21 protein-coding genes and 1 tRNA gene are annotated in these 25,652 nt (G+C 63.5%); 5 read left to right on the forward strand and 17 right to left on the reverse strand.

Annotated features, from left to right (window positions below; genetic code table 11):
• Positions 1-40: 40 nt before the first annotated feature.
• Both ABZ664_RS05550 and ABZ664_RS05555 read right to left on the reverse strand, forming a co-directional pair.
• On the reverse strand, positions 41-721 hold the full coding sequence (locus ABZ664_RS05550; RefSeq protein WP_362503386.1) for a DUF2993 domain-containing protein: 681 nt from the start codon (positions 719-721) through the stop codon (positions 41-43).
• 100 nt (positions 722-821) lie between these two features.
• Positions 822-1,073, reverse strand: a complete 252-nt coding sequence (locus tag ABZ664_RS05555; RefSeq protein WP_362503389.1) for a MoaD/ThiS family protein — start codon at positions 1,071-1,073, stop codon at positions 822-824.
• A 206-nt stretch (positions 1,074-1,279) separates the two neighbouring features.
• On the opposite strand from ABZ664_RS05555, the gene ABZ664_RS05560 reads away from it, so the two are divergent.
• Positions 1,280-1,993 carry a response regulator transcription factor gene (locus ABZ664_RS05560; protein ID WP_362503392.1) on the forward strand — a complete coding sequence of 238 codons (714 nt, stop codon included), beginning with the start codon at positions 1,280-1,282 and terminating at the stop codon, positions 1,991-1,993.
• Between the two features lie 527 nt (positions 1,994-2,520).
• On the opposite strand, the gene ABZ664_RS05565 is transcribed toward ABZ664_RS05560, so the two are convergent.
• Entirely contained in the window at positions 2,521-4,326 is a 1,806-nt protein-coding gene (locus ABZ664_RS05565) for a bifunctional metallophosphatase/5'-nucleotidase (protein WP_362503394.1), read from the reverse strand.
• 131 nt (positions 4,327-4,457) lie between these two features.
• Here ABZ664_RS05565 and mshD point away from each other — a divergent pair, with 131 nt between their 5' ends.
• Positions 4,458-5,375, forward strand: a complete 918-nt coding sequence (mshD, locus tag ABZ664_RS05570) for a mycothiol synthase (RefSeq protein WP_362503397.1) — start codon at positions 4,458-4,460, stop codon at positions 5,373-5,375.
• A 116-nt stretch (positions 5,376-5,491) separates the two neighbouring features.
• Here the strand turns inward: mshD and ABZ664_RS05575 are convergent, their stop codons facing one another.
• From ABZ664_RS05575 to dcd, 3 genes are all read right to left on the reverse strand, one after another.
• The gene (locus ABZ664_RS05575; protein ID WP_362503400.1) at positions 5,492-6,496 is read right to left on the reverse strand and encodes an inorganic phosphate transporter; all 1,005 of its coding nucleotides are present in this window, start codon (positions 6,494-6,496) and stop codon (positions 5,492-5,494) included.
• Positions 6,497-7,114: a DUF47 family protein gene (locus tag ABZ664_RS05580; RefSeq protein ID WP_030924556.1), complete on the reverse strand. Its 618-nt coding sequence runs from the start codon at positions 7,112-7,114 to the stop codon at positions 6,497-6,499.
• Positions 7,115-7,658: 544 nt separating this feature from the next.
• Positions 7,659-8,234, reverse strand: a complete 576-nt coding sequence (gene dcd / locus ABZ664_RS05585) for a dCTP deaminase (RefSeq protein WP_362503403.1) — start codon at positions 8,232-8,234, stop codon at positions 7,659-7,661.
• A gap of 130 nt (positions 8,235-8,364) precedes the next feature.
• On the opposite strand from dcd, the gene ABZ664_RS05590 reads away from it, so the two are divergent.
• Positions 8,365-8,438: transfer RNA gene (locus ABZ664_RS05590), tRNA-Gly, on the forward strand.
• Positions 8,439-8,539: 101 nt separating this feature from the next.
• On the opposite strand, the gene ABZ664_RS05595 is transcribed toward ABZ664_RS05590, so the two are convergent.
• The 9 genes from ABZ664_RS05595 to ABZ664_RS05635 all read right to left on the reverse strand — a co-directional run bounded on the left by ABZ664_RS05595 (position 8,540) and on the right by ABZ664_RS05635 (position 15,908).
• Complete coding sequence (locus tag ABZ664_RS05595) at positions 8,540-9,868, reverse strand: tyrosine-type recombinase/integrase (protein ID WP_362503406.1); 1,329 nt, start codon at positions 9,866-9,868, stop codon at positions 8,540-8,542.
• Entirely contained in the window at positions 9,868-10,074 is a 207-nt protein-coding gene (locus ABZ664_RS05600; protein WP_030924563.1) for a helix-turn-helix domain-containing protein, read from the reverse strand. The genes ABZ664_RS05595 and ABZ664_RS05600 overlap by 1 nt, the downstream gene beginning before the upstream one ends.
• 19 nt (positions 10,075-10,093) lie before the next feature.
• Positions 10,094-11,812 (reverse strand): replication initiator, encoded by a 1,719-nt coding sequence (locus tag ABZ664_RS05605; protein WP_362503409.1) that lies wholly within the window; start codon positions 11,810-11,812, stop codon positions 10,094-10,096.
• The gene (locus tag ABZ664_RS05610) at positions 11,809-12,003 is read right to left on the reverse strand and encodes a hypothetical protein (RefSeq protein ID WP_362503412.1); all 195 of its coding nucleotides are present in this window, start codon (positions 12,001-12,003) and stop codon (positions 11,809-11,811) included. Before ABZ664_RS05610 ends, ABZ664_RS05605 begins: the two co-directional genes overlap by 4 nt.
• On the reverse strand, positions 12,000-13,424 hold the full coding sequence (locus ABZ664_RS05615; protein WP_362503416.1) for an FtsK/SpoIIIE domain-containing protein: 1,425 nt from the start codon (positions 13,422-13,424) through the stop codon (positions 12,000-12,002). The genes ABZ664_RS05610 and ABZ664_RS05615 overlap by 4 nt, the downstream gene beginning before the upstream one ends.
• An 84-nt stretch (positions 13,425-13,508) precedes the next feature.
• Complete coding sequence (locus tag ABZ664_RS05620; RefSeq protein ID WP_362503419.1) at positions 13,509-13,838, reverse strand: hypothetical protein; 330 nt, start codon at positions 13,836-13,838, stop codon at positions 13,509-13,511.
• Positions 13,835-14,275 (reverse strand): plasmid replication, integration and excision activator, encoded by a 441-nt coding sequence (locus ABZ664_RS05625; RefSeq protein ID WP_362503422.1) that lies wholly within the window; start codon positions 14,273-14,275, stop codon positions 13,835-13,837. Before ABZ664_RS05625 ends, ABZ664_RS05620 begins: the two co-directional genes overlap by 4 nt.
• Positions 14,276-14,397: 122 nt before the next feature.
• Positions 14,398-15,093: a GntR family transcriptional regulator gene (locus ABZ664_RS05630; RefSeq protein WP_362503425.1), complete on the reverse strand. Its 696-nt coding sequence runs from the start codon at positions 15,091-15,093 to the stop codon at positions 14,398-14,400.
• A gap of 464 nt (positions 15,094-15,557) precedes the next feature.
• Positions 15,558-15,908: a hypothetical protein gene (locus ABZ664_RS05635; RefSeq protein ID WP_362503427.1), complete on the reverse strand. Its 351-nt coding sequence runs from the start codon at positions 15,906-15,908 to the stop codon at positions 15,558-15,560.
• Between the two features lie 376 nt (positions 15,909-16,284).
• On the opposite strand from ABZ664_RS05635, the gene ABZ664_RS05640 reads away from it, so the two are divergent.
• Positions 16,285-17,718, forward strand: coding sequence for a helix-turn-helix domain-containing protein (locus ABZ664_RS05640; RefSeq protein WP_362503930.1), 1,434 nt, complete (start codon positions 16,285-16,287; stop codon positions 17,716-17,718).
• Here the strand turns inward: ABZ664_RS05640 and cutA are convergent.
• Positions 17,684-17,944: a divalent-cation tolerance protein CutA gene (gene cutA / locus ABZ664_RS05645; protein ID WP_362503430.1), complete on the reverse strand. Its 261-nt coding sequence runs from the start codon at positions 17,942-17,944 to the stop codon at positions 17,684-17,686. The genes ABZ664_RS05640 and cutA overlap by 35 nt on opposite strands.
• A gap of 722 nt (positions 17,945-18,666) precedes the next feature.
• Here cutA and ABZ664_RS05650 point away from each other — a divergent pair.
• Positions 18,667-23,040, forward strand: a complete 4,374-nt coding sequence (locus tag ABZ664_RS05650; RefSeq protein WP_362503433.1) for a hypothetical protein — start codon at positions 18,667-18,669, stop codon at positions 23,038-23,040.
• Between the two features lie 226 nt (positions 23,041-23,266).
• Here ABZ664_RS05650 and ABZ664_RS05655 read toward each other — a convergent pair whose 3' ends face one another.
• Positions 23,267-25,579 carry a hypothetical protein gene (locus ABZ664_RS05655; RefSeq protein WP_362503436.1) on the reverse strand — a complete coding sequence of 771 codons (2,313 nt, stop codon included), beginning with the start codon at positions 25,577-25,579 and terminating at the stop codon, positions 23,267-23,269.
• Between the last annotated feature and the right edge of the window lie 73 nt (positions 25,580-25,652).

Consider the following 25,652-nt stretch of genomic DNA (forward strand, 5'->3'; position numbering starts at 1 on the left):
GACGTACGGCGGGACGATCCGGTTCAGGCACGGGCCACGTTCAGCCTCGGAGGGGTACGTCGGAGGCCTCGCCCGAGATGCGCAGCCCTTCCGGCACGGCCTTCACCTCGGTCAGCTTGAGGTTGTACGGCAGCTTCCCGATCGGGATGCGGTAGTTGATGAACCGCTCGGGGTTGGGGACGGGGATACCGCCGCCCAGGGTCACCTTCCCCGGGGTGAGTTGCAGGCCGCCCTCGGCGATCTCGACCTTGAGATCCGCCTTCACGGGCACCTTCTGCCCCAGCACGGTGATCTCCCCGCTGAGGTTGAGCGCGTCACCCGCGACCTCGACCTTGATCCCGCGAGGTGCCCTCTGGTTGATCGTCTCCACCGGGACGACCACCGCCCCCTCCACGCGCTCGGCGCGCATGTCCACCTGCCGTGGACGGAGCACCAGGTCTTCCAGCGGGGCCGTGACACCGCGCAGGGTGAAGTCGACGCTCGACAGGCGGATACCCGAGACGGTCATCGCGCCCGCGGCGACGTTGACCTCCTCGTAGCGCCCGGCGATCGCCTGAGTGAGGAAGGGGATGCCCTCGATCGTGACCTCGGGTGGGGCCGAGAGGTCGTACTTGGCCGTCGCCTGCGTGGCGATCTCGCGCTGGACACCCGCGACGGCGACCCTGTCGAGGATCACCACGAGAACGAGAAGTAGGAGGAGAAAACCGATCAGCTTGCGCATTCGACTCCCTTTTCGTTCTCCGGCCCAAGGGGTGCCATTGGCGTGACCTCCCCCGGCAATCCTGTCCGAAACGCCGCGCCGACGGTAGCTTCCACCCCCCTCAGCCGCCCGCGAACGGGGGAAGCACCTCGACCGTCGCCCCGTCCGTCAGGATGATCGTCTCGTGGGCCCTCCTGCCCACCGGATCCCCGTTCACCAGGAACGACGACAGGGTCAGCACGCGAGCCAGCCTGTCACGGTTCGATGTGATTTTCGTCATCAACTCGGCAAGGTTCGCGGCCTCCGAACGCTCCTCGGCGACCCCCGCCGCTTCCTTTGCCGCAGCCCAATATCTGACAACGACCAACGCCATCTGTGAATCAACTCCCCAAACACACGTAGGGTTACCGCACCATTACGGCGAATTCACCTGGAGAACGGGTGTTCACCAGGTGGACGTTCGCTGGACGCTACGGCCTTGTGGGTTATCCTCACCTACTACGGGACCTGGGCAACGTAGCCCCCGGGTCCTTACGTGTTTGTACGGCTATCGCCGACATGACGCGGGAAGGAGGCATCGTGAGCAATCTCCTGCTGCTCACCAACGCCCTTGAGCCCTCGACTGAGGTGCTTCCGGCGCTGGGGCTACTGCTGCACTCGGTACGGGTCGCGCCCGCGGAGGCATCCGCCCTGCTCGACGCCCCGCCCGCCGATGCGATTCTGGTGGACGCGCGCCGCGAGCTCGTCCAGGCCAAAAGCCTGTGCCGGCTGCTGCGCACCACGGGCGTCGCCTGCCCCCTGGTGGTGATCGTCACAGAGGGCGGTCTCGCCGGGCTGACCGCGGAGTGGGGCACCGACGACGTCATCCTCGACACCGCCGGACCCGCCGAGGTCGAGGCGCGGCTCAGGATGGCCGTGGGCAAGCTCAACCTGTCCGCCGCCGAGGAGGTGCCGGACGAGATCCGTAACGGTGACCTGTCGATCGACGAGGCCACCTACACCGCGAGGCTCCGCGGCCGCGCGCTGGACCTGACCTTCAAGGAGTTCGAGCTCCTGAAGTATCTGGCGCAGCACCCCGGCAGGGTCTTCACCCGCGCCCAGCTCCTCCAGGAGGTCTGGGGATACGACTACTTCGGCGGCACCCGCACCGTGGACGTCCACGTCCGGCGGCTCCGCGCCAAGCTCGGCGCCGAGTACGAGGCGCTGATCGGCACGGTACGCAACGTCGGCTACCGGTTCGTTCCCGAGCGCGGCAACGAGGCCGTCGAGGAGCGCGAGCCCGTCCGCCACTAGGGATCCCGTTCTCCCTGGAGCTCCCAGGACTTCCAGGAGTCACCGGGAACGGCCCTGGCACGTTCCCGCCCCCCGCGACGGCTCTCGCGAGGGCGGGAGTCAGGTGCCCTCGCGCCCGGGCGTCCCGGCCTTGCCCGGTGTGACGAGTCCGGACTCGTAGGCGAAGGCGACGCGTGTCCAGCGGGCGCTCGGGGGACCCCGAACCGGACAGCCCGCCGTAGGTGCCCCCGACGATCCCGGCCAGCACCACGGCCGCTGTCAGCGCGTCGGTCCTCCTGGTCCTCACCCTGACACGGTAGGTCACCGCACCCGCCTCGCCGACCCCCGCGAGGAGGAGGTCACCCGTACATCCCCTGACGTACGCCGCCCCTCCACAGAAGTGCGGAATCTCGAAAGAGAGGCCCACCGGACGCGTCCGGTGGACCTCTGCCGCGTGTCACATCCTCACGGGTGCGTCACGCCTCACGACGTACCGCGACCTCCGCGGCGCGGCGCGCCTTTCGCCCGCGTTACGGTTCGCACCCGCGTCAGGGAACGATCGTGATGTGGTTGGGCACCGGCGGCGTGATCGACGGGTTCGCCGCGAAGTAGGCGGCGAAGGCGTCGATGTCCAGCGGGCCGCTCCACAGGTCGGTGCCGTCCCTGAAGGCGAGGAACGCGTCACCGCCGCCGACGAGGAAGTTGTTGGCCGCGACCCTGATCGTCTGGGTGTCCGTCACCGCGACACCGTCGATCTTCATGTCGGAGACCTTCGAACCCCACGGCGCGCTCGCGCTGTAGGTGTAGGTGAAGTTCGACGACGGCTGCAGGATCTTGGTGAACGCCTGGGCGTTGGGACCGCCGACGAACTGCTGCTCCAGAACGGTCTTGAGCTGCGCACCGGTGAGCGTGACCACCTGCATGAGGTTGTTGAACGGCTGGACGGTGAACGCCTCGCCATACGTCACCACGCCGTCTCCCTCACCGGCGGGCGAGCCCGCGTAGTTGAGGCTGGCCCGCACACCGCCCGGGTTCATCAGCGCGATCTCGGCGTTGCCGCCGGTCCTGGTCGAGACGAGCTGGGCGTCCGCGATGAGGTTGCCGAGGGAGGACTCCCCCGAGGCCACGGCGGTGTTGGTGATGTCCGCGGTGATCCTGCCGATCGGCCGGTTCGCCACCGTCGCGACGCGGTCCTTCCACGTCTGGACGAACGTGGCGATCTCCGCGTCGGGGGTGACGGTCCTGGTCACGACCTGGTTGTCGGCCACGACCGTGGAGCGCACGACGTCGCGGGTCTTGACGTCCACCTGGAAGTCGACCTTGGTGATGACCCGGCCGAAGGAGCCGCCCTGGCTGTAGAGACGGTTGCCGCCCCTGGGGTCGGCCACATTGCACAGGTACGCCTGGTGGGAGTGACCGCTGAGGATCATGTCGATCTCGGCGTCGACCTGCGTGGCGATCCGGTTGCCCGCGCCGGGCTGGGCGCTGCACGCGTCGGGCGACTGGCCCGCGGTGACCTGGTCGCCCTCGTGCACGAGCACGACCTGGGCCTTGACTCCGACGATCTGGAGAAGCTTGGACGCGACGTTCGCGGCCTTCACCTCGTCGATGAACTCAAGGTCCTTGATGCCCTCGGAGGTGACGATGTCCGGGGTGGTCTTGGTGACGAGGCCGATGAAGCCGATCGGCACGCCGTTCATCCAGCGGATCGCGACCGGGGGCAGCGCGGGGATGCCGTAGTCCTTGAGGAGGTTGCGCAGCGAGGCGCTGTTCGTCCCGCCCAGCGCCTCCAGCGCCTGCTTCTCCGCGCCCTTCGCCGGCCGCTTGAAGATGACGTTCGCGCCGATGTAGCTGTACTTCGCGCCCTTCCACCTACCGGCGGGCGAACAGCCGTCCACCGGGTGGCAGCCACCGTTCATGATGCGCCTGAGCTCGGCGTACCCCTCGTCGAACTCGTGGTTGCCCACGGCGGAGGCGGTGACGCCGACCTTGCCGAGGAACTCCACGGAAGGCTCGTCGTGATAGGCCGCGGAGATCAGGGGGGTGGCGCCGATCAGGTCGCCCTGGGCGACCTTCAACGTGTTCTTGTCGGAGAGCTGCTTGAGGTGGGTGGCGACGTACGCGGCACCGCCCGCGTCGACCGTCGCGCCGGTCTCGTCGACCATGCGGCCGGATGAACCGGTCGGTGGCTCAAGGTTGCCGTGGAAGTCGTTGAGGGAGAGCAGGCGGACCGGCACCGTCTTGGCGGGCTTGGCGGGCTTGTTGCCCGCCTCTGCCGGTCCAATCGCGAGCACGAGACTGGTCCCGGCGAGCACACCCGCCATGACCAACCGCTGGAAGGAACGAGACGTCATGGACCACGACACTAAAGGGACTATCTGTGCAGGGAATGGCCTAGAGGTAACGATTCCCCCGGCGAGCGCATGGCGCCTTTTGCCAGTCCCCGGTGAGCTCGGGAAGGACCTGCCCGCCTAGAGTCCACACCATGAACGTGCGTGTGGAGTACCGGGGAGCGCTCGGCGACCAGGAGGTGTCCGACGTTCTCGCGGTGGTGGAGGCGGCCACCGAGGCCGACAAGGTCAGACCGCTCAACGAACATGTCATGCTGCACCTGCGCTACGGCGGCGACGAGCGGGCCGGAGCCGTGCTGCTGTACGTCGGGGACGACCTCGCGGGCTACGCCCACGTCGACCCGACCGACCCCGTCGAGGGCCCCAGCGGGGAGCTGGTCGTCCACCCGGCGTTCCGCGGGAGGGGATACGGGCGCCGGCTGCTGGAGTCCGTGCTCGACCACACCGGCGGGCACCTGCGCCTGTGGGCGCACGGCGGGCATCCGGCCGCCGAGGCCCTCGCCCGGTCGGCGGGTTTCGACAGGATCAGGTCCCTGTGGCGGATGCGCCGCTCCCTGTCCTCCGACATCCCCGGCTTCGAGCTTCCCGAGGGGGTGCGGCTGCGCACGTTCGAGCCCGGCGCCTCCGACCGGGAGGCGTGGGTGGCGCTCAACGCCAGGGCGTTCGCCCAGCACCCCGAGCAGGGGGCGTGGACGATCGAGGATCTGGAGCGGCGTGAGCGGGAACCCTGGTTCGACCCGGCCGGATTCTTCCTCGCCGTACGTCCGACCGGCGACGGCGACCGGCTGGTGGGCTTTCACTGGACCAAGGTCCACGGCGACGGCGACCACGCGCACGATCCTCTCGGCGAGGTGTACGTCGTCGGAGTCGACCCCGCGGAGCGGGGAGGCGGCCTGGGCAGGTCGCTCACCCTCGCGGGCCTGGCCTACCTGCGGTCGCGGGGCCTGAGCCAGGTGATGCTGTACGTGGACGAGAGCAACCCCGCGGCGATCCGCCTGTACGAGGGGCTGGGCTTCACCCGCTGGGACGTCGACGTGATGTACCGGAAGTAGGGACATCCCTCGCGTGACACCCGGGGGGCGGAGGCGTCCCCCGGGCACCTGGGGTGCCCCCGAAGGCAGGACGCGCCGGACCGAGGGCACCCCGGTCCGGCGCGGTCGCCCGAGGACTACTCGATCATCCAGTGGAGCACGAAGTAGGACAGCGCGGCGACGAACGCGGAGGCCGGGATCGTGAGGACCCAGGCGGTCACGATGTTGCCCGCGACGCCCCAGCGCACGGCCGACAGGCGCTTGGTGGCGCCGACGCCCATGATCGCGCTGGTGATCGTGTGGGTGGTCGAGATCGGGGCGCCGAAGCCGATGGCCGCCGTGTAGAGCACGGTCGCGGCGGCCGCCTCCGCGGCGAACCCCTGCGGCGGGTCGAGCGCGATGATCCGGCGTCCCAGCGTCCGCATGATCCGCCAGCCGCCCGCGTACGTGCCGAGCGAGATGGCCGTGGCGGCGGCGAGGATGACCCACTGGGGAATCGGGTCACCGTCGTTCTGGTAGCCGCCGACCACGAGGGCGAGGAAGATGACCCCCATGGTCTTCTGCGCGTCCTGGAGGCCGTGCCCCAGCGCCATCGCCGCCGCGGACACGGTCTGCGCGTGCCGGAAGCCCCGGTTCGCCTTCGAGGGCTGGGCGCGCCGGAACCCCCACAGAATCCCGATCATGATCAGCCCGGCGAGGCTGAAGCCGACCAGCGGAGACAGGATCATCGGAATGACGACCTTCTCCACCACCCCGTCCCAGTGGACGACGCTCGCCGAGGCGAGCGCGGCACCGACGAGGCCGCCGATCAGCGCGTGACTGCTCGAGGAGGGAAGGCCGAAGTACCACGTGACCATGTTCCAGGTGATCGCACCGATCAGACCGGAACCGACGATGACGAGACCGTGGCTCCCCTGCGGAGCGTCGATGATGCCCTTGCCGACTGTCGCGGCCACCTGCGTACCGAGATGCGCACCCAGGAAGTTCATCGCCGCGGCCATGAACAGCGCGGCCCTCGGCGTCAGCGCGCGCGTCGAGACGGAGGTCGCGATCGCGTTCGCGGCGTCGTGAAAGCCGTTGGTGTAGTCGAACACCAACGCCACGACCACCACGCTGATGACGAGTGCGAGCGTGAGATCCACTTAGCTTTCCTTGACCGCGATCGACTCGATCGTGTTGGCCACGTGCTCGAAGGCGTCGGCGGCCATCTCAAGCTGATCGATGACCTCCTTCATCTTGAGGACGGTCAACGCGTCGTACTCCCCGCCGAAGAGCTTGGCGAGAAGGCGGCGGTAGACCTGGTCGGCCTGGTTCTCCAACCGGTTGATCTCGATCCAGTACTCGTTGAGGTTCTTCATCGAACGCAGCCGTGGCATCGCCTCGGCGGTGAGCTCCGCGGCGCGCTCCAGGACCTCGACCTGCCGGACGACCTCCTTGGGGAGGTGGTCGATCTGGTACAGGACGATGAGGTCGGCGGCCGCCTCCATGTAGTCCATGACGTCGTCGAGGTTCGAGGCGAGGCGATAGATGTCCTCACGGTCGAAGGGGGTGATGAAGCTCTCGTTGAGTCGATTCATGATCGCGTGAGTACGCTCGTCGCCGGCGTGCTCACATGCGCGCATCTTCTCAGCCAGGGCTTCCCTGTCCGATCCGTCACTGATGATCTCTACCAGCAGGCGGGACGCTGTGACGAGGTTGTTCGCCGAGTCGGCGAACAAGTCGTAGTAGCTGTCCTCACTAGGTGTGAGACGCAGACGCACGTCGTTCTCCAGATGTGCGGGGATGGTCCGCAGAGAAGGGTAAGGGTTACCAGCGGAAATACGAACTTCACCCGCTAGACATGCACTCTTCCCGATGTCGCTACCCAGTGACACACGGCTTGAGGCAGCCTTGAGGGCATCTTTCCGATGACCGTTTTTGCTGGTTTTCGGCCACAGTATGACGAAGACAGGCCAAGTATGGGACTTCTTCGCCCCTGAACGCCATCCGGCATCTTCCCCAGGTTCACGTCGGAAACCTCCGCCTCTGACGTACTTCCCGGGCGGTTCACCGAGATCACCAGAGGCCGTCGCCCCGTCGAGAAACCTCGGAGTGATTTCCGTCACGGCCACCCGCCGAACCGCGTTGTCGCTGCTCACAGCAGCCCTGACCGCAGGACTGCCCCCTCGGCCTCTCGCCCTCACGAGCCCCGGGACACTCCCGCTCTCCAGTGGATTCATCCCGTCAAAACAGCCCGTCCCGACAGGAAAGTTCACTTCGAATTCACTGTCAGTTCATCTTTGTCGGGAGCCCGCTCCGGAGTCCTCAGATCGGTGTCCGGTGGAAGTTGAGGTAGGAACGACTCGGCGTCGGGCCCCGCTGCCCTTGGTAGCGGGATCCGTACTTCTCCGAACCGTAGGGATACTCGGCCGGAGAGCTGAGCCTGAACATGCAGAGCTGACCGATCTTCATACCGGGCCAGAGCTTGATCGGCAGTGTCGCGACATTGGAGAGCTCCAGCGTGACGTGCCCGCTGAACCCCGGATCGATGAACCCGGCCGTCGAGTGCGTCAGCAGCCCGAGCCTGCCCAGCGAGCTCTTGCCCTCCAGCCGCGAGGCGATGTCGTCCGGCAGCGTGACGACCTCGTACGTGCTCGCCAGCACGAACTCCCCCGGATGCAGGATGAACGGCTCACCCTTGTCCGGCTCGACCATCCGCGTCAGATCGGGCTGCTCGACCGCCGGATCGATGTGAGGGTATCGATGGTTCTCGAAGACCCGGAAGTAGCGGTCCAGGCGCACGTCGACGCTGGACGGCTGGATCATCTCCGGCTGGAAGGGATCGATCCTCACCCTCCCGGCCTTGATCTCAGCGGTGATGTCACGATCGGAAAGCAGCACGTGTTGGAACCTACCAACTCGGAACCCGCCGACGCCGAAGCCGTGAAGCCCGTCCTGCGAATCTTGCTTCCCTTCAGGGGCGAGAGCCGCCCAACTTTCCGCTAGAGTGGTGACGCGCGGTACGCCGCACGCGGGTGTAGTTCAATGGCAGAACATCAGCTTCCCAAGCTGACAGCGCGGGTTCGATTCCCGTCACCCGCTCCAAGAGCGAAGGCCCAGGTCAGGGATGGATTCCCGACCAGGGCCTTGTTTGTTTCTGAAGCTATTTGATCTTCGCGTGCCATTAGCGTGCCATTAGCTTTCAATCAGCGCATCGGGATCAACTTCCCCGACGAACCGTCCTCCTCGTCGTCGCGCCCACTGATCTGCCGGTCGATCGCGTCCGTGATCGTTCTGTCGGCGCCCCGCACGGCGTGCTGATAGATCATCGCGGCGCGCACGTTGTCGTGACCCATCCGGGCCATCAGATCCTTGAGCCCCGCGCCGGACTCTGCGGCGAGCATGTTGCCCGTGTGACGGAGATCATGGAGGTGGAGACCAGGAAGACCCATCTCTCTGACCACATCCACCCAGCGCGTGCGGGTGTTGAACCCACTGCGCCGGAGCGGGCCGCCCTTGGCACCGGGGAAGACGAGCGCGCCGGGATCCTCCTGGACATAGGTGGCCAGGTGCTCCCGCAGCACCGAAATGACGCCCTGAGGGATACCGACCACACGACGCCCGGCCTTGGATTTGGGCTGACCGAGGACCAGCTCACCCGTGGAGCGCTCGACGAAGGCCGCCCGGATGCGCACCGTCCCCGCATCGAGGTCGATATCACTACGGCGGAGCGCGCTCACCTCGCCCCATCGCAGACTGGCGAAAGTAGTCAGGAGCACCAAGGCGTGGAAACGCCGGTCATGGGTGCAGTCAGCCCGACCGTCCGTGCCCATCTTCCACAGCGCCCGTTCGGCGTCCGCCCGTGTTGTGAAGACCTCCGGATGGGTGCGCATCTCGCCGTGCCGCTGGAAGCGCAGCCGATAGGCGTTGTCCTTGAGCTTGCGAACGTTGCCGACCGGACGACGGCCCACGAGGTCGGCCAGCTCGAAGACCTGGGCCACGGTGAGCACCGGGCGCTCCTGGGCGTGCTCGTCGCCGGCCCCGCGGATCCGGCACGGGTTGCGCGAGATGATGTGATCCTCTTCGGCCGCCGTCATCAGCACGGCCCGCAACAGGCGATACGCCTTGGCCGCCATGCTGACCGAGACCCCGTTGCCGAGCAGGTCGGCCCGCCACTGCCGAATCATCGCGGTGGAGAGCTTGCCGAGCTGGACCCCGCCCAGGTACGAGGTGATGTGTTTCTTGAGCAGCCAGCGATAGAGGTCGACGGTGCGGGGGCGAAGGCCTGCACGCTGGGAGATCCACGTCTCCGCGTAGTCCTGAAGCTTGATCTTCCCGCGATCCGGGTCCGTCCACTCCCCCTTGATGATCTGAGCCTCAACGAGGGACAGTGCCCGTTCCGCGTCCCCCTTACGGTCGTAGGTGTCCGAGCCGGTCCGCATACGCCCGTCCGGGCCGGGATAGCGGATCTGGAAACGTCCGGACGGGAGCTTGCGGACGTTGCCGAAACGTCGGTGACCGTCTTTGTTTGCCATCAGGCCGCCTTTCCGGTGACGTCGTGAGTCATCAGGGGCTCAACCGTCCCCGCGACGACGAAAGCGAGCAGTGCGGACTCTCGGATGCGGACGTGACGGCCGATCTTCACGAACTCGATCCGGCGTTCCGCGATCAGTCGGCGGATGAAGCGCTCGGAGGTGTGAAGCAGTGCGGCGGCCTCGTGCGCTTTGAGTAGTTCGTCCAATGGATTCTCCTGTCAGGTGTCAGGCGGCCAGTGAAGTCACCGAAAGGTCTGGAATAGGTTGTCCGTCTGCTCTGGCCTGGAGTTCGATCAGGCGTGCGCGGGTGCGCTGGCGGTTGGCGACCTCACGCAGCAGTCGTTTGGCCAGTGGAGTGCGGTTGGGGTCTTTGGAGGAGACCGGTCGCCAGACGTAGCGGTGCGGGTCGGTCACCGTCTCGTCGGGAAGGCCGAGCATGTCGAGCACCCAGGCCCGGCGGTCGGCCTTGTGTTCGCGCAGGGTCTTGTTGGACCACTTGCGCGAGACCAGGACGCGACGGCCCGCGTACCCGAGGTGTTCGGCCTTGTGCGCCTTGCCCTTGCACCGGCCCGGCAACATGCCCGCCTTGGCACCCTTGGGCTGCACGCCGTACCGCAGCCAGTTCGGGCACGTCGGCGAGCAGGGTTCGTAGCGCAGCGCCTCAACCATCCGCACGGCGTGGTCACGTCGGGCCTGGTTGTCCCGGTCGTCAGGGTCGAGGGGGTCGCCGAGGTTCTTGGTCAGGTACTTGGTGAGGTAGCCGATGCGCTTGTGCGCGTCCGGTGATCCGGCGACGAGGCCCTGAACATCGACTTGAGCACCGAAGCGGACCACGTGCAGCGGTTCGGCCGCCTCGTCGGTGTCGAGCTGGTCGAGGGCTTCGTCCCAGGTGGGCAGCAGTTCCCCGGTGGCGGGGTCGAGGTAGTCGCCGCTCTGGCCGTCCGGGTAGGTGGCGCCGTCGCCCAGGTCGGCCCGTTCCGCCCAGATGGGCAGGTGGTCGCCGTCGAAGCGGACCTCAGTGACCGAGGGCCACCACACTTGGTGGTAGGTCGCGGCGGCAATCGCCTTGATCTCCGCGCGCGGCATGGTGCCGCGGATGGCCATGTGCAGGTGCGGGGCGAGCCTCTTCTGTGGTTCGACGGTGGCGAAGTACTGCACGTCATAGCCCGCCACCCGCCGGAGGTTCTGCACGAAGCGGTCGACGAGCTTGGAGAAGTGCAGCGCATCACGAGCCGCGCGAGCGTAGTCGTAGGTGCTCGGATCGACCGGCACGCCCAGACCGGAACGGATCTTGCCATACGAGGGCAGGGTGAGCGTGACGAACAGCGACGGCCGATACACCCTGCCATCGGGGGCGATGAACGTCCGGCCGAGGGTGGTGTCTTGCTTGGCCCGCTTGGGCAAATCCGGCGCATCCTGACGCCGCCTCGTCGAACGCGACCGCTTGGGAGCCATCCGCCCGCCCAGGACGTTGCCGCGCATCCCGGCGGCGTTGATCTCCGCGTCAATGCCCGCAATGGCTTCGTCCCAGTCGAGGGTGTCTTCCCCGTCGCGTTCGGCTTCGTCGCGCTTGGCTTGGACGTCGGCCCGGAACTCGATCAGCCATTGCTGGTCGTCGGTGGAGGGGTGAGGTTCGGCGACGGGTTCGGCCTCCAGGTGCCAGCCCTCGCGACACTGAGCCTTACGCAGCTGCTTGTTGCGCTGAGCACACGGCGGGCACTTGGCTTCCTGGGTGGCGCCGCAGGGGATGTTGAACGATTCGGTCGTACCGGTGTGGGTGTCGAGGCGCCGCAGTTCGATGGGGCGGATGCAGACGCCGTTGTTCTTGGCGACTTCCACCGCGACGTCCAGGGCGAAGGGCAGGGTGTCGCGAATGAGGCGGGGAAGGGTGCGGTCGGAGCCGTCCGGCGAGGGGGCGGATGGGGAAGTGGGGGCGTCGGTCACATGTCCTCCTCTCGGGCGAGCACGTCGGCGGTGAAGCGGTAGGAGGAGCTGTAGGGGTCACAGCGCACCCGGATGTTCACCAGGTCGGACAGCACCAGCTCAAACCGCGGCGGGGAGTCGGACAGGGTGCTCAGGAGGCGGAAGGGGATGGTGTCGATCTCGGCGAGGGTGCCCTGAATGATGATCTTCACTGGTGTACCTCCTCGGCGAAGTCGGCGACCATGGCGCGGATGTCGGCATCAGAGACGTAGCCGGCGCGAGCGCGGATGGGATTGGGTGAGGTCTCCAGGCGGACGTAGCCGATGCCCGCGCCCTGCTCGGGGACCGGGGAGATGTGATCGGCCAGTGCTCCGCGGTCGCGTGCGCCGTCGCCGAGGATCATGTCCACCTGCTCGGACTCATCGAGCCGGAGCGCGATCTTGTCGGGGAACAGGTTGCGGACGTTCATGACCTCCTTGCGCGGGTCCTGGAGCGCTGCCATCACGCCGAACCCGACCGCGCGGCCCTGGGTGGTGAGCGTCGCCAGGGCAGCGGAGATGCGCAGCTTGAGGCTCTTGTCGGATTGGTAGGCGGTCAGGAACGCCACCTCGTCGACCACCACCAGGACGAACGGATCCTCAACGGTGGGCGTGTGCGAGCGCTGGAGGCCGGCGAACCGATCGGCCCGCTCCTGCATGACAGCCACCGCCGCTTCCAGCAGATCAGCGCAGGCCGCAGGACTCGCGGCGTAGCGGTCACCGAACAGGGCGCGTCCGAAGGACAGTTCCATCCGCTTGGGATCCAGCGCCCACACCTGAACCAGCCCCGCCCGCACCGCAGGCAGGAGGCCCCGGATCGTGGACCAGATGATGGAGCCCTTGCCCGCCCCGGTAGCACCGGCTACCAGAACATGGGTGCCGTGGACTTTGAGCCGCCACGGGGTGCCGTCCTCACATCGGCCGATCTCGACCGGCCCGACCGACGCCCTCTCGGGGATCGGTAGCGCGGGTAAGGGGGTGGCCAGCGGGTCACGCCGAGGGAAGGCCAGCAGCAGACGCCCCGACCGGGCGACGGTCACCCGACACGAGGTGGCGCCGAACCCATGGGCGAGGTGGTCGATGTGGTCGGTCCAGTCCTTGACCGACTGCCCGCTGATCATCTTCACCGTGACCAGGTCCGCCCACGAAGTGCAGGTGACGCGCACGATGCGAGGCAGGTAGTCCCGGCCGCGTAGGTTCCGGCCGAGCCCGGAGACGATCATCACCGGTTGCCAGTGCCGCCGATACACCCACACCAGCCGCCACCAGGCCAGCAGCCGCCAGCCCATCCAGCGGTTGAAGGAGGCCCGATCGAAGAACGGCCACGGCGCCAGCAGCGAGAGCGGAACGGCGACGACGACCAGGGCGAGGCGCCAGCCGTACAGGACACCGAGCACCACGGGAACGGCAAGGACGGCCACCGCGATCGGGTGACGCCAGACGAGCCGGACCACGCCAGCCAGCAGCCGCCACAGGAAGATGGTGATGGTGAAGATGGCCGGGGTACGCACCACGGCCGGGCGGAACACCACAGCGGTATCGGGGGTCGTGGTGACGAGGGTACGAGCCTCGTCGCCGGGCAGTTTTTTGAACATTAGGCTTGAGCCCTCTCTTGATTCGCGTCTGGGGAGAACCGAGGGGCCGCCGGAAGTTGCACCTTCCAGCGGCCCCGCTTCGTGTCAGGCCGCCTTGCCCTGCTCGGACTCGTCGACGACCTGGTGGGGGTTGGTGGACTGTTCGGTGTGCAGGCGCTCGCAGTCGGCGAGGTAGCGCGCGGCGGCGTCGGCGATCTGCCGGGCGAGGGTCACGTCTTGTTCGGTGACCGGTCCGCCGCCGGTGGTGGAGACGATCACTTGGGCCTCACGGGAGGACAGGTGGAGGAACGGCCGCCCGCCATCGGCGCCCAGCACCATGACCGACAGGTGCGGGGTGCGAAACGAGGTGTCGAGTCGGGTGCCGTCCTCGTCGAGGGTCACCACGGCGCGGGTGTAGGGCAGGTGTTCTCTCACGCGGCCACGTCCTTACCGGCCGTCGAAGCCGAAGCCGAAGCCTTGGCCGGGGACGCCGCGGTGCGGGGAGGGCGCATCGAGGTGGCGCGGATGGACCAGGCCAGGCGTCCGGTGTTCTGGTTGATGTAGGCGGTGGCGGTCATGCCGTCGAACTCCACCGGCACGAACGGCAGGCCCGGCAGCGCGGCCGGAACGGTCGGCTGGACCGGGGACAGGATCTTGACCGAGACCGTCTTCTGGCCGGCCTTCACGGTCGGGTCGGCGTCCATGACGGCGACCTGCCACACCAGCTCTCCGGTGTTCTTGTCCTTGGCGTAGACGGTTCGGCCCTTGGACGAGGCGTCGAAGTCCTTGACCTGCTCGACCTCGCCGACGACGAAGCAGCCGTGCGGGAAAACCTGCCCGAAGTGGACGGGGATGGGGCCTTGGATAGCCATAAAGCAACAACTCCTCTTCTTGATTGCTCAGCCTGCTTGACTGACCAAGTTGCTTCTACATTAAGCACGAAGCCCGCTTGGTTAGTCAAGTGCACCAAGCGGGCTTCGTGGGGAAAGTTGGATTACCGGATCGGGTAGGCGTCTTCCAGCTCGTGAAGATCACCGGGAAGTACGGTCTCCACCACCACCCACGGCTTGCCCGTCGCATCACAGGCGACGGCGTACACAGCCAGCAGCGCGGCCGAGGGCTTCACACTCAGGAGCTTGCGCTCTTCGGCCGTGGGGTTGCGCGCGGTGATGTGCTCGATGACGTGATCCAGGGAGACGCCGGCCGCACTCTCCACATAGCGCCGGATGCCCTGTCGCAGATCGGCCGACTCCGCCAGGGCCGTACCTTCGGCGACAGCGGCCGGAACCCAGGTCGCGGAGATCTCGGTAGGTTCGCCGTCGCGCTCCACCAGGATCTTGCGCAGTACAACCGTGGATTTCTGCTCCAAGCCGAGGTAGGCGGCGATGCGGTTGGGAGCCTCCACCGGTCCGGCCGCCAGCAGCTTGCTCGCGGCCTGAGTTTCTGTCCGGTCGAGGAGCTCGCGGCCCGTGCGCGCCTTCTGGTCTTTGGGGATCGCCGGGCGACCGCGTACGAAACGGCCCTTGCCTTGTTGGGTGACGATCCATCCCTGATCGCGCAGGACGCCGAGAGCCTTGACCACGGTGGGCCGTGCCATGCCGAACTCCGCCATGAGCGTGTGTTCGCTGGGCAGCAGCGAGCCCGCCGCATACTCGCCGGAATCGATGCGCCGTTCAAGCTCGGCGATCAACTGCGCGTATTTGGGAGGCGTGTACTCAAACGACATTAGAGCCTCACATTCAACATGCTTGTCTAGCCAAGCAGGCTATCAGCGCATGTCGATGATGCGAAGCCCTTCGATCGACAGGAAGTTCTCACCCCGTGACGCGACGACACGACCAACCGAGGCCAGCCGTGTCGCCGCGTCCGCCTATCGGGCCTCCCCGGAGAGCAACGCCCTCCATATATCGCTGGCCTGCCGGATCGGCCATCGATAGGTCTCGTGTACTTCCGGACTGCCTTCCCGCTGGAGCGTGCGCCGGATGAAGCCCTGTCCTCCGGCTTGGCACAGCTCATACAGCGTGGCCCGGCACCGGCAGGTCCAGGTGATCACTCGCAGGCGCGCCGTCCCCCGGTCAGGGGTCAGCCAGACCAGCCGCGTGTGGCCACCCTGCGGTGTGGACACGTGGGGACTCAAGCAGCCCGTCAGCTCGATCATTGCGGAGCACACCCGTTCGGGCCGGGAACCGGAACCGGCCCCCGCTCGCGAAGCTCAACACAACGACTCGCCACCCGGCGTGCAGCCGTCACCGGATCACCCGCAGGGCAGAAGGCATAGCGCCGAAGACGAGCCCGCCCCGCCTCCTGCCCGGCCCACCAGCGGAACACCTGGCCATCGGTCCACACGACCAACCCGAACCAGACCGACACCAGCGCCAGCCCGTACCCGTCGTGAACATCCGAGGCGATGTTCAACGCCGCCAACTCATCATGCAGCCGCCGCGCCGCCCGAACCGGGGTGATCGCTTTCTGCCGGCTGATAGCCGGAATCTCGTTGCCGCTCATCAGGCCGCCACCTCGCCGGAACCCAGGCAGTCGAAGCACTTGATCCGGACCGGCTTTACCGCCTGGCCGTCCATGCGGCATTCGACATCAGCACGGCTCCGGCGAATCCACCGCCAGCCACGACCGCAGCAGGCCCCGCAATCCTCGCCCGTCGACTCATCCTCGGAAGTCATGGATCAAGGTTCGTCACCTGGGGTTACCCAACCCATCCCGAGCCGGAATCCTTGCCCCGAATAGTCGATATCCCTTGACGGGATAACTCTCAACGGCAAGCGTTGTATATCCGGAAGCCGAAGCCGCAAGGGAGACACCACACATGCCCGCAGATGCGACTAAACCAGTCGTCATCCTGCCGGAACTGTGGCAGCGCCCCGAAATGCTAACGGCCCTCCAAAAACGCAATATCGGCCAAGTGTTTCAACTAATCCGCCAATACGCCGGGGTCAGTCAAACCCGCATAGGCACCGCCGTGAATCTCAGCCAAGGCAAGATCAGCGAGATCATGAAGGGAACCGTCAAGGTCACCGCCTTCGACGTCTTCGAACGCGTCGCCGATGGCCTGGACATGCCCAACCCCGCCCGCATGGCCCTGGGACTCGCCCCCACCCGCACCGCGCCATCCCGAGTGATCGACACCACCACTCATCCCGCCGCAGTCATCCCGTCTCGGGATGGAAGGCCAACAAGCTCTCTGCCTAACGTGGAAAGCGTTGTAGCCACCGGCCCGCGCCGACTCGACGACCCCTGGGACGTCGACCTTCCAACGCTGGCCTGGATCGTGGGAAGGCTGGACTCACACGTGGACCGTCGAACGATGCTCCTGCTCGCCGCCGGAATGACCGCCGAAGCCGCGGCCACCATCAGCGACCCCTGGGAGCGCCTCTCCCGCGCCCTGACTGGACCCCAGGCCCTCGACGACGACACCATCGAGCGTCTCGAAGCGCGCACCATCGGCTTTCACCGCCTGGAGTACGTCCTTCCGGCCCGCGCCATCTACCAAGGGCTCACCACCCACATCAACGAACTCAGCACCCTGCTCCAAAGCGGCCCCTCCGACCGCTTCCGCCGCCGCTTGGCCGCCACCGCCGGCGAAGCTGCCACCCTGGCCTCCTGGATCGCCTGGGATCTGAAGCAGCCCGGACAGTCCGCCTCGTTCGAGCGCGTCTCGGCCCTGGCCGCTAAAGAGAGCGGGCACCAGATCATTCAGGCGTGCACCCACGCCTACAAGTCCTACGCCGTCGAAGGCCGCGCCGCCTACGAGGCCGTACGCCAGGCCCAGCAGTTCCTCCCCGCCCAGGGCGACGACGCCACCCGCGCTTGGCTGCTCAGCCGCGAAGCCGAAGAACTCGCCGCCCTGGGTGACCGTCGCGCCATCGAGGTGATGTACCAGGCCGAAGAGGCATACGGTCGAGCCCGCCCGCACCGCGAACGCGCCTGGACCCGCTTCCTGGACCCTGGCCGGATGGCCGCCTTCCAGCTCTCCACCTACGTACGACTCGGCGATGAGTACCACGTCATCGAAGCCGGCCAGACCGCCCTGTCCGCGGTTGCTCAGGAGAGCGACCACAAGAAGGCCGCGATCGTCTACGCCGACCTCGCCCAGGCCCAACTCCAGATCGGCGACATTGCCGAAGGAATCACCTACGCCCGTCGCGCTCTGGAATCCGCTCAGCGCAGCGAATCCACCTGGGGGATCGAGCACCTCGCCACCGTGGAGAAGGCCCTGGCACCCCACAGCGACCAGGCTGTTCGCGAGCTGCTCGGCGACATTGCTGCTACCCGCCGGAACGCGGGGCCGTCTCCCGCCTGATCCACTCCAGGTAGTCAGTCGTGCCGGCTACGAGTGCGCTGGCGATGATCTGTGGCACCTCGTAGGAGTGCAGCTCTCGCACACACCGAGCCAGGTCCTCGAATCGCGCGGTGGTGGTCGTCATCAGCAAGAGCCACTCGCTGGATCGCTGGATCTCCCCGGCCCACCAGTAGGTCGACTCGATCGGCGCGACGATCTGTGCCCCCGCGGCCAGCCGACGCTCCACCACTGCCGAACAAATCCGATCGGCCTCATCACGGCTGCCGGCAGTGACGCGAACCTCGATGCAATGCGAAGCGTTTTGGATCATGCCAACACACTGCCGAATTGTTCTCATAGGTATCAAGGGGCGGCGGCGCTGCGCGCCGTCGGCCCGGCCCTGCGCCTGCGGCGCACGCCGGGCATGCGGCCTGGGGGCCGGTCCCGACGCGCGGGCAGGACTCCGGGCCGTCGCCGCACGCCCGCCGCGCCGTACCTATGTCCTTCGCTGGCCTTTGGTCGCGCCGCCGCCCCGATGCAGCCCGACGATCGCCTCATCCTGGTTGAGGTCTGCCGTGGTCGGGGGCGATCGAAGATCCAGGGTTCGTTCCTCACCCTGGCTCACCGGGGAACGTGGTCAATCGCCGTAGCCACAGCGATGGAGAAGTGGGAGCGCACAGCAAGATCTTGGGTACACGATGGATAATCTTGCGCGCCAGCACCTTAAACAAAGTCGTATGGCCAGCTCAGAGGGATGTCGGACTCGGAATCACCGGCTCAGCCTATGCAGGTTCGAGTCCTAACCTGTCGCGCCAACTAGGAGGATCCCCGCTAGCAAAGATGCGATGAGGTGGTTCTTCAGCGGCGGTCTCCGCTTCGAAACCATCCAATTGGAGATCCCCAACCCGCATAGCCAAACGCCTTTTAGGGCGTAGTCTACGACAGTTGATTCTCTCTCCAAGGAGCGATGTGGGAGGAACAAACCCATACTCGACAGGCGGCGGCGGTACAGTGCTCGAGCATCGCTACGGGGCACTGCTCCTTAGCCACCTTTTGACTGCTGATCCTCTTTTCGAGTTAGGCGATGATGTCACCCCTCATGAGATTACCTTTCAGGCCAGCGCTTTTAGTGCGGTAGATGACATCGTCGTAAGTGGATACTTGGAAGATGGAACGGAGCGCCGGGTATCGATAGGTGTACGGCGTACCCCATCGTTCGTTCTAAGTGACGAATCGTCAGTTGACCTGATTAGCTCTTACTTGCGTGTACTGAATAATCATCCATTTGAAGTGACGTCAGGAAAATGGCGGCTTGCCTTAGCGGTTGCAAGTCCTAATACCCACGTGAAGCAGGTTCGAGAGCTAGCCGGTATTGCCCGGGATGTGATCGACAATAGGCAGTTTCGTGCGGAGGTTGCTCGGCCAGGGCGGACAGCTCAAGAAGTTCGAGATAGGCTTATACATTTTGATAAAGTTGTGGCGGCGGCTGCAATCGCTGTTGATATTGACATAAAACGAGCCTCCGCAAGCGATCTAACATGGTCACTTCTCTCAACTCTACGCCTACGAGAACTTCGGCTGGAAGGCGTTGATGAAAGCGATCGAACGATTGCGGTTGCACGGCTTCGGCAGATCACGAAATCGGAAACTGTTGATGCAGCTGATAGGTTATTTAGTCGCCTTGCTGAGCTTGTAGGCCGGTATGCGCCTGCGGCTGCGACAAAAAATAATTCTACACTTCGGCGTGATCTTAACGGTCTTGTGAAGTCATTCAGCACTGAAAGCATTAGGGCTGCCGAATTAGCAGGGCGAGCAAGTGCTGGCATAATTTCTAGCGGCACCATGGGGCAGGCTAGCCCTGCGGTGCGTTCGGATTATTTGTCTCAAGTCCAACGTATCGCTCCAGGGAAACTGCTGGACCGCGAGCAGGAAACTTCCTATCTAACTGAATTCTGTGTCGCCTCCGACTCAAAAACATATTTGTGGTTGAAGGCTGCGGCTTGGGCTGGTAAGTCGGCACTGTTATCATCGTTCGTACTAAATCCCCCGAAGGGGGTTCGGATTGTATCTTTCTTTATTACTGCCCGTCTTGCGGGACAGGGCGATCGAATCGCGTTCACCGATGTGATCCTTGAGCAGGTTTTAGAGCTAATCGGTGAGCCCATGCCTACATTATTATCTGATGCTACCCGTGATGCACATCTGCTGGGCTCACTTGCTAGAGCAGCCAGAATCTGCCAAGACAAAGGCGAGCGTCTAATCCTTATCGTTGACGGACTTGATGAGGATTTAGGGGTAACTACGGGGCTTGACTCGCATAGCATTGCTGCGATACTACCGGCGAACCCGCCAGCCGGCATGCGCGTAGTGGTTGCGGGTAGGCCGAACCCTCCCATTCCTGCGGACGTGCCAGACGATCACCCCTTACGCGACTTAGAGATCGTCCGGCCTCTCATGGCATCTCCGCATGCCGAGGTCGTCCGTCAGGATGCAGAACGCGAGCTCAAACGGCTTCTCCGCGGCACTACAGTTGAGCAGGACTTGCTCGGTTTAATCACGGCTGCTGGCGGAGGTTTGTCCGGAGCAGATTTAGCCGAGCTTACCGGCTCATCAAACTGGGAAATTGAAGATCATCTAAGAGTGGTTTCTGGCCGAACCTTTACTCCGAGAGCTGGACGTTGGCGCCCGAAAACTATTGTTTATCTACTCGGGCACGAAGAACTCCAGCAGCAGGCTATCAAATTCATCGGTGAGGGGCGATTGGAGTCATATAGGAGTAGATTGCATGTTTGGGCCGCAGAATACCATAATCGAAATTGGCCGAATGAAACCCCTGAGTACCTCTTACGTGGCTACTTCAGGCTCCTACATGCTACGAATGATTTACAGCGAATGCTTATGTTTGCTATAGATACGAACCGTCACGACCGGATGCTCGATATTATAGGTGGCGATACTAGCGCATTGACCGAAATTACGATGACGCAAGAAGCTATCGCCGACCAAGCTGTTCCCGATTTGCTCGCAATGAGCCGACTTGCTATACATCGTACCAAAATAATAGATAGAAATGAAAATATACCTGTCAATCTTCCCGGAGTATGGGTACAGCTTGATCGTCCCAGCCGTGCTGAGGCCTTAGCCCGTTCAATAAGTCATCCCTCTCGCCGGGTCCGAGCACTTGCTGCTGTCGTGCGGGAGATAGCTGCCAGTGGAGATTTTAAGCGCGCTAAAATTCTCGGAATCCATGCTGAGCAAGCTATATCTTCCATAGCAGACCCATACCAGCGAGCTAACGCTTTTGCGGTAGTCGCACGCGCGGTTGCCGAAGCCAAGGATTCACAACGAGCCGATATCCTAATAAACCAGGCTGAAGCATTAACGCGCACCCTGGCCAGCCCCTCTCAGCAAACTTTTGTGCTTATTGCCATTGCGCGAGCTGTGGCTATTGTGGGCAATGTAAAGCGAGCAAAGAGCATCGCTTACTCTATTAGTACGTGGTCCGAGCGTGATCAAGCGATTGCTGCTGTTGCAACCGAAGTAGCCAATTCTGGGAATTTACCAGTGGGGCAGAATATCGCCGCCACTATCTCAAGTAGATCTGAGCGTGCCCAAGCCCTTTCCGCTGTTGCACGTGCAGCAAGCGCAGCTGGCGATTGGCGCAAGGCTGTGGAGATCACAGAACAGGCCGAAGTAATTGCTAGCGTAATTCGAAATCCAGGACGGAAAGCATGGGCGCTTATTGCTATAGCGCACGCGATGGCGACCATCGATAATCAAGATAAGGCCGAAAAAATCCTGAATTCGGCCGAGCAGCTTTCTGGTTCAATAACGAAACCATCTGACCGCGAAGATACTTTAATTAATATCGCGCGAGCGAGAGCAATTGTTGGTGACCCGAGCCGATCCGTAATTATCGCCCGCAGCATCGCTAACATTTCTCGACGGGCTAGAGCGCTTGCTGCTGTCTCGTCTGGGCTAGTTATAAGCGGTCACCAAGGCCAAGCCGAAGCGATCGCATGTGAGGCTGAAGCTCTGGCACGCTCGATCACTAGTTCATCCCATGAAAGCAAGGGACTCAGCACACTTTCGCAAGCAGCAGTCACTGCCGGGGACTTAGAACGTGCCGAAACGATTGCCTACTCCATTTCTGACCTAGCGCAGCGATGGCACACACTGACTATTATCGCGGAAGCGATAGCAGCAAGAGGCGACCTGGAGAGGGCGAAGAAAGTCGCCGTCTCAATTACCGACTCAGAAAAGCAGGAAAAAGCTCTCGAGGTTGTTGTCCGAGCAGGGGTCGCTTCCGGAGACTTTGAAAACGCAGAGAGAATGACCCAAAAAATTCATGACCCTACTCAACGCACAAAGCTTTTGGCGCTCATATCGAGTGCTAGGGATTCGTATCAGTCACTGACAACTGATGACTCTATAACCCAATCCTCTTCTCAGCCAGGAACACTCGATAAATATGTGAAGTCGCAACTTAATTCTGGCGACTTAGATCGGGCAGAGTCGATTGCTCATTCAATAGAAAAACCCTACCCTCAATCTAATTCATTGATTTTAGTTGCGCAGGCGGCAGTGGGAGCTGGTGATATCGATCGGGCCGAAAGAGTAGTCGGTACTATCGCCAACGTCCAGTTACGAACGAGAGCATTTGTCGTCATTGCAAGAGCAATAGCAAATGCTGGTGACACAAAACGAGCCCAAAGTTTAATCAATCAAGCTCTAGTGATTGCTAGCTCAACCGTTAATCCTAGCTTTCGGGACAAGGTAATTAAGGAACTTTTGCCGGAATTGGCTAAGATTGATAACGGTGATCGAGCAATAAAAATTGCCCGCTCCTTTTCGGACCCAGTTCTGCGAGGTCAGGCGTTAGCTGCCATCGCGTTGGCGGTCGCTTCGCTCGGTAAAATCGGTCAAGCAGAAAGAATTGTTTTTTCCATAGCAGATTCCTCAAAGCATGAGAAGTGGCTTGCCGCGATTGTGCGGGCTGGTATTAAAACTAGCGATCTAGGCGAGGCGGAAGCTATTGCTTTTTCAATTAGCGACCCTCTAGAGCAATCGCGGGCGCTTCGTATTGTCGCGGAAGCCTACGCTGACGCTGGCCACACAGTACGCGCTGCAAGTATTTCCCGATCAATTATCGATCTTGCCGAGAAAACGCGTGCGCTTGCAAACTTAGCCGACAAGGTCATAACAGACGAAGCTAGACATCTTCTCGCGCATGCATTAACGGTCGGCCACTGGCAAATCTGTCTAACGAGTCTAATTCGCGTTGAACCGGAGGTCGTCGAAGTGATGGCCGATGAATTTCTTCGCACAATTGACCAGCGTTAGATACTTGATCATGGCTTCGGACAAAACACCTTTCATCGCCTCCCAAACCTCGGCCAGGACGACTGACTAGGGAACTCAGAGCCGGGCTGATAGATAGGGAAAGTCCTTCGTCTTCGTGTCCGTGGGAAATAAGAAGAAACACTTGTCAATATGCACGAAACGTGCGTCTCTTGCTCAGAAAAACCACTTTAGTGGGTTGTGAAGGTTGGCTGATGGGCCGATTTTCTCACCACGGATCAGAAATGGATCCGTCTGGTTCTAACCCGTATCTCAGCAAGTGCTGCTGTGTTGGTTCAGCCTGCTTTTGGGTCAAAGACATGAGGACCTCAGGAGCGCCGGCGTCGGCCGCCTGGCGGGCTACTGACTCAGCTCCTTTCCAGTCCTCGGCTGCTTGCCGTAGTTCGGCTAGGGTTCGGAGCGCCACGGGAAGTCCGGCGTCAGCCACACGGAGGGCTAACCGTTCAGCTTCCTCCTGAGCTCCGCTCCGTTCCCGCGCATAAGCCAGGAGCGCGAGGCCCATGATGCCTCCACTGTCGGCGACAGCCTGATACATCTGCTCAGCTTGCTCTCGGTTCTGATCTTCTTCTGATACCTGGGCTAGGAAAGTGAGCGTGACAAGACGGACAGCGTCCAACCTGAAGAGAGTGAGCTGTTCCTCCCTCTCCTGATCCGTAAGGTAATGTCGCTCGGCGTCCAATGATTGAGGCATGCCAGGTTTCTTAGAGGCAATTACAGGCCGGTACAACCGCTTGATCCCTTCATGCCCTTGAGTTTCAGTCAGCATCTGAGCTATGTCGGGGATCATGGTGAGCAGGTCAGATTTCAGCGCGACGCGAGCTTGAAGACGTGGTTCGTCATGTAAAGCCGCAGGTTTGCCGGACTCTCCACAGGCAGTAGTGGTTTGACGTGACCGTTCGGCACCTTCCTGGTCTCCGACGTCTTTTAGCATCTGGGCCAAAGACAGGAGCGCGCCGGGATTTCCGGCGTTAGCAGCGGCCTGGTAGAGCAGCGCAGCGTGTCGTAAGCGTAAGCGACGTTGGGCTGCTTGGGCCAGAACGGTGAGAGCTTGGGAGTCATAGATGTGGCTTACTGCGGCTTCCCAGAAGGGCGCCGGTGGGCACCATCGACCGCGGGTGCTGCGGGCGTGTTGCTGAAGGTAGTCGGCGAGGTGGACCAGGTTATCTTGAGCGCCCATTCCCTTGAAGCGGGGGACGTTTTGCAGGGCCGACACCACGTTCTTGACCGGAGTGCGAGCGTAAGCCAGGGCGGTGGTGAACCAGTTGGGGGCAGCGGCTGCGCGCTGGTCGTCGTCCAAGTAACCGGGGACGGCGTCATGAAGGAAGGCTAAGGGAAGGGGGCTGTTCACTCCGAGGCGACGGGCATCCATCGCGGCAGTGATCAGCGCCTTGCCGTATATGCCGTGAGGAAGGCTGGGGTGTTCGTAGTGATCGATCAGGTCTGGGCCAGCAGCCAGGATTTGGGTGATGTCTGCTCGGCGTGAGCGGGCGGCGGCGACCAGGGAGGGGTCAGCGGAAACGCGTAATTGTGCGAGTAGGTCGGGCGTGAAAGCGGCAGGTAAATCGATTAGGTGGCCTTGGGCCAGCAGTCCGCGTGCGTGTGGATGCTCATCTAGCGAACCGTGAGCTGGGGCAGCGGTCAGTTCTCTATAGGAGGAGGGCCACAGCGTAGCTATGATCACGGTCGGGCCAGGGTGTTCGAGACGGCTACGTAGGGCAGCCGCAGCTGCCTCTCCAGCTGTGCCGTACAGAAGGTCTTGGGCGTCGTTCAACCACAGCACGGTGTTCGGGCCTGCGGCGCGAGCGGCTAAGACGGCTAGGAGGCTGTCGGCCCCCTTAGGAAAAACCAGATTCCAATCAGACAGCACCGCGGCGACTGCTTCGGTAGCAGCACGAGTCTTGCCTGTGCATGACCCTCCCCGTAGCACCACCAGGATCGTTTGCGTGGTCGTGGCGGCGTGTGTGAGGTGATCACGCAGTTCCTGATCGTGCGGTCGAAGAATGTAGTCGGGCAGTGTGAAATTACGGCCGCGCATTGAAGTAGTACCGCTGATCGCATCATGGACACCCAGACGGCGAGGTGTCCAGGTACGTACGGGATGTGGCTGGTCGATCAACGCTCGCCAACGCGCGACTCGGTCCTGTTCTTCCAGTGCCGCGATGGCGTGGGCGCGTTGAACCGCTTCACGATCGTTGTGTGCCCGCCGTCGGCATTCGGCCTGGTAGGCGGTGCGCCAACGCTGCGACTCCAGTAGTTCGGCCACCGTACTTGTCAAGATGCCCTGGGCAGCGGCCTCTTTGCGCACGGCCTCGATCATGGCAAGGAGTTCGTCAATGCGCTGGGGCATGCGGTCACCGCGTAGCCATGCGCCGATGGTAGTCGGTGACACTGTGGCTGCGGCTGCGAGTTTGCGGTCAGAAGGTTTGCCTCGCAGCAGTTCTTGGCGCAGCGTGCGAAGTTTCTGCAAATCGGCAAACAGCGGCCTGGCGTCCTGGTCAGGCGCTTCATCTGGCTCGGCCATCGACTGATCCCTGGTTCTTGTACGCAGGTGTCCAGTCAGCATGCGCTGGACACCTTGGATGTCTGGGCAGCGT

Source organism: Streptosporangium sp. NPDC006930 (assembly GCF_040635605.1).
GTDB lineage: Bacteria > Actinomycetota > Actinomycetes > Streptosporangiales > Streptosporangiaceae > Streptosporangium.

Bases quoted from the DNA above. Each gene is read 5' to 3' on its own strand.
- ABZ664_RS05655 (WP_362503436.1), bottom strand. From the start codon at position 25,579: ATGGCCGAGCCAGATGAAGCGCCTGACCAGGACGCCAGGCCGCTGTTT.
- ABZ664_RS05640 (WP_362503930.1), top strand. From the start codon at position 16,285: ATGCTAACGGCCCTCCAAAAACGCAATATCGGCCAAGTGTTTCAACTA.
- ABZ664_RS05615 (WP_362503416.1), bottom strand. From the start codon at position 13,424: ATGTTCAAAAAACTGCCCGGCGACGAGGCTCGTACCCTCGTCACCACG.
- ABZ664_RS05625 (WP_362503422.1), bottom strand. From the start codon at position 14,275: ATGGCTATCCAAGGCCCCATCCCCGTCCACTTCGGGCAGGTTTTCCCG.
- ABZ664_RS05595 (WP_362503406.1), bottom strand. From the start codon at position 9,868: ATGGCAAACAAAGACGGTCACCGACGTTTCGGCAACGTCCGCAAGCTC.
- ABZ664_RS05555 (WP_362503389.1), bottom strand. From the start codon at position 1,073: ATGGCGTTGGTCGTTGTCAGATATTGGGCTGCGGCAAAGGAAGCGGCG.
- ABZ664_RS05565 (WP_362503394.1), bottom strand. From the start codon at position 4,326: ATGACGTCTCGTTCCTTCCAGCGGTTGGTCATGGCGGGTGTGCTCGCC.
- ABZ664_RS05550 (WP_362503386.1), bottom strand. From the start codon at position 721: ATGCGCAAGCTGATCGGTTTTCTCCTCCTACTTCTCGTTCTCGTGGTG.
- mshD (WP_362503397.1), top strand. From the start codon at position 4,458: ATGAACGTGCGTGTGGAGTACCGGGGAGCGCTCGGCGACCAGGAGGTG.
- ABZ664_RS05635 (WP_362503427.1), bottom strand. From the start codon at position 15,908: ATGAGCGGCAACGAGATTCCGGCTATCAGCCGGCAGAAAGCGATCACC.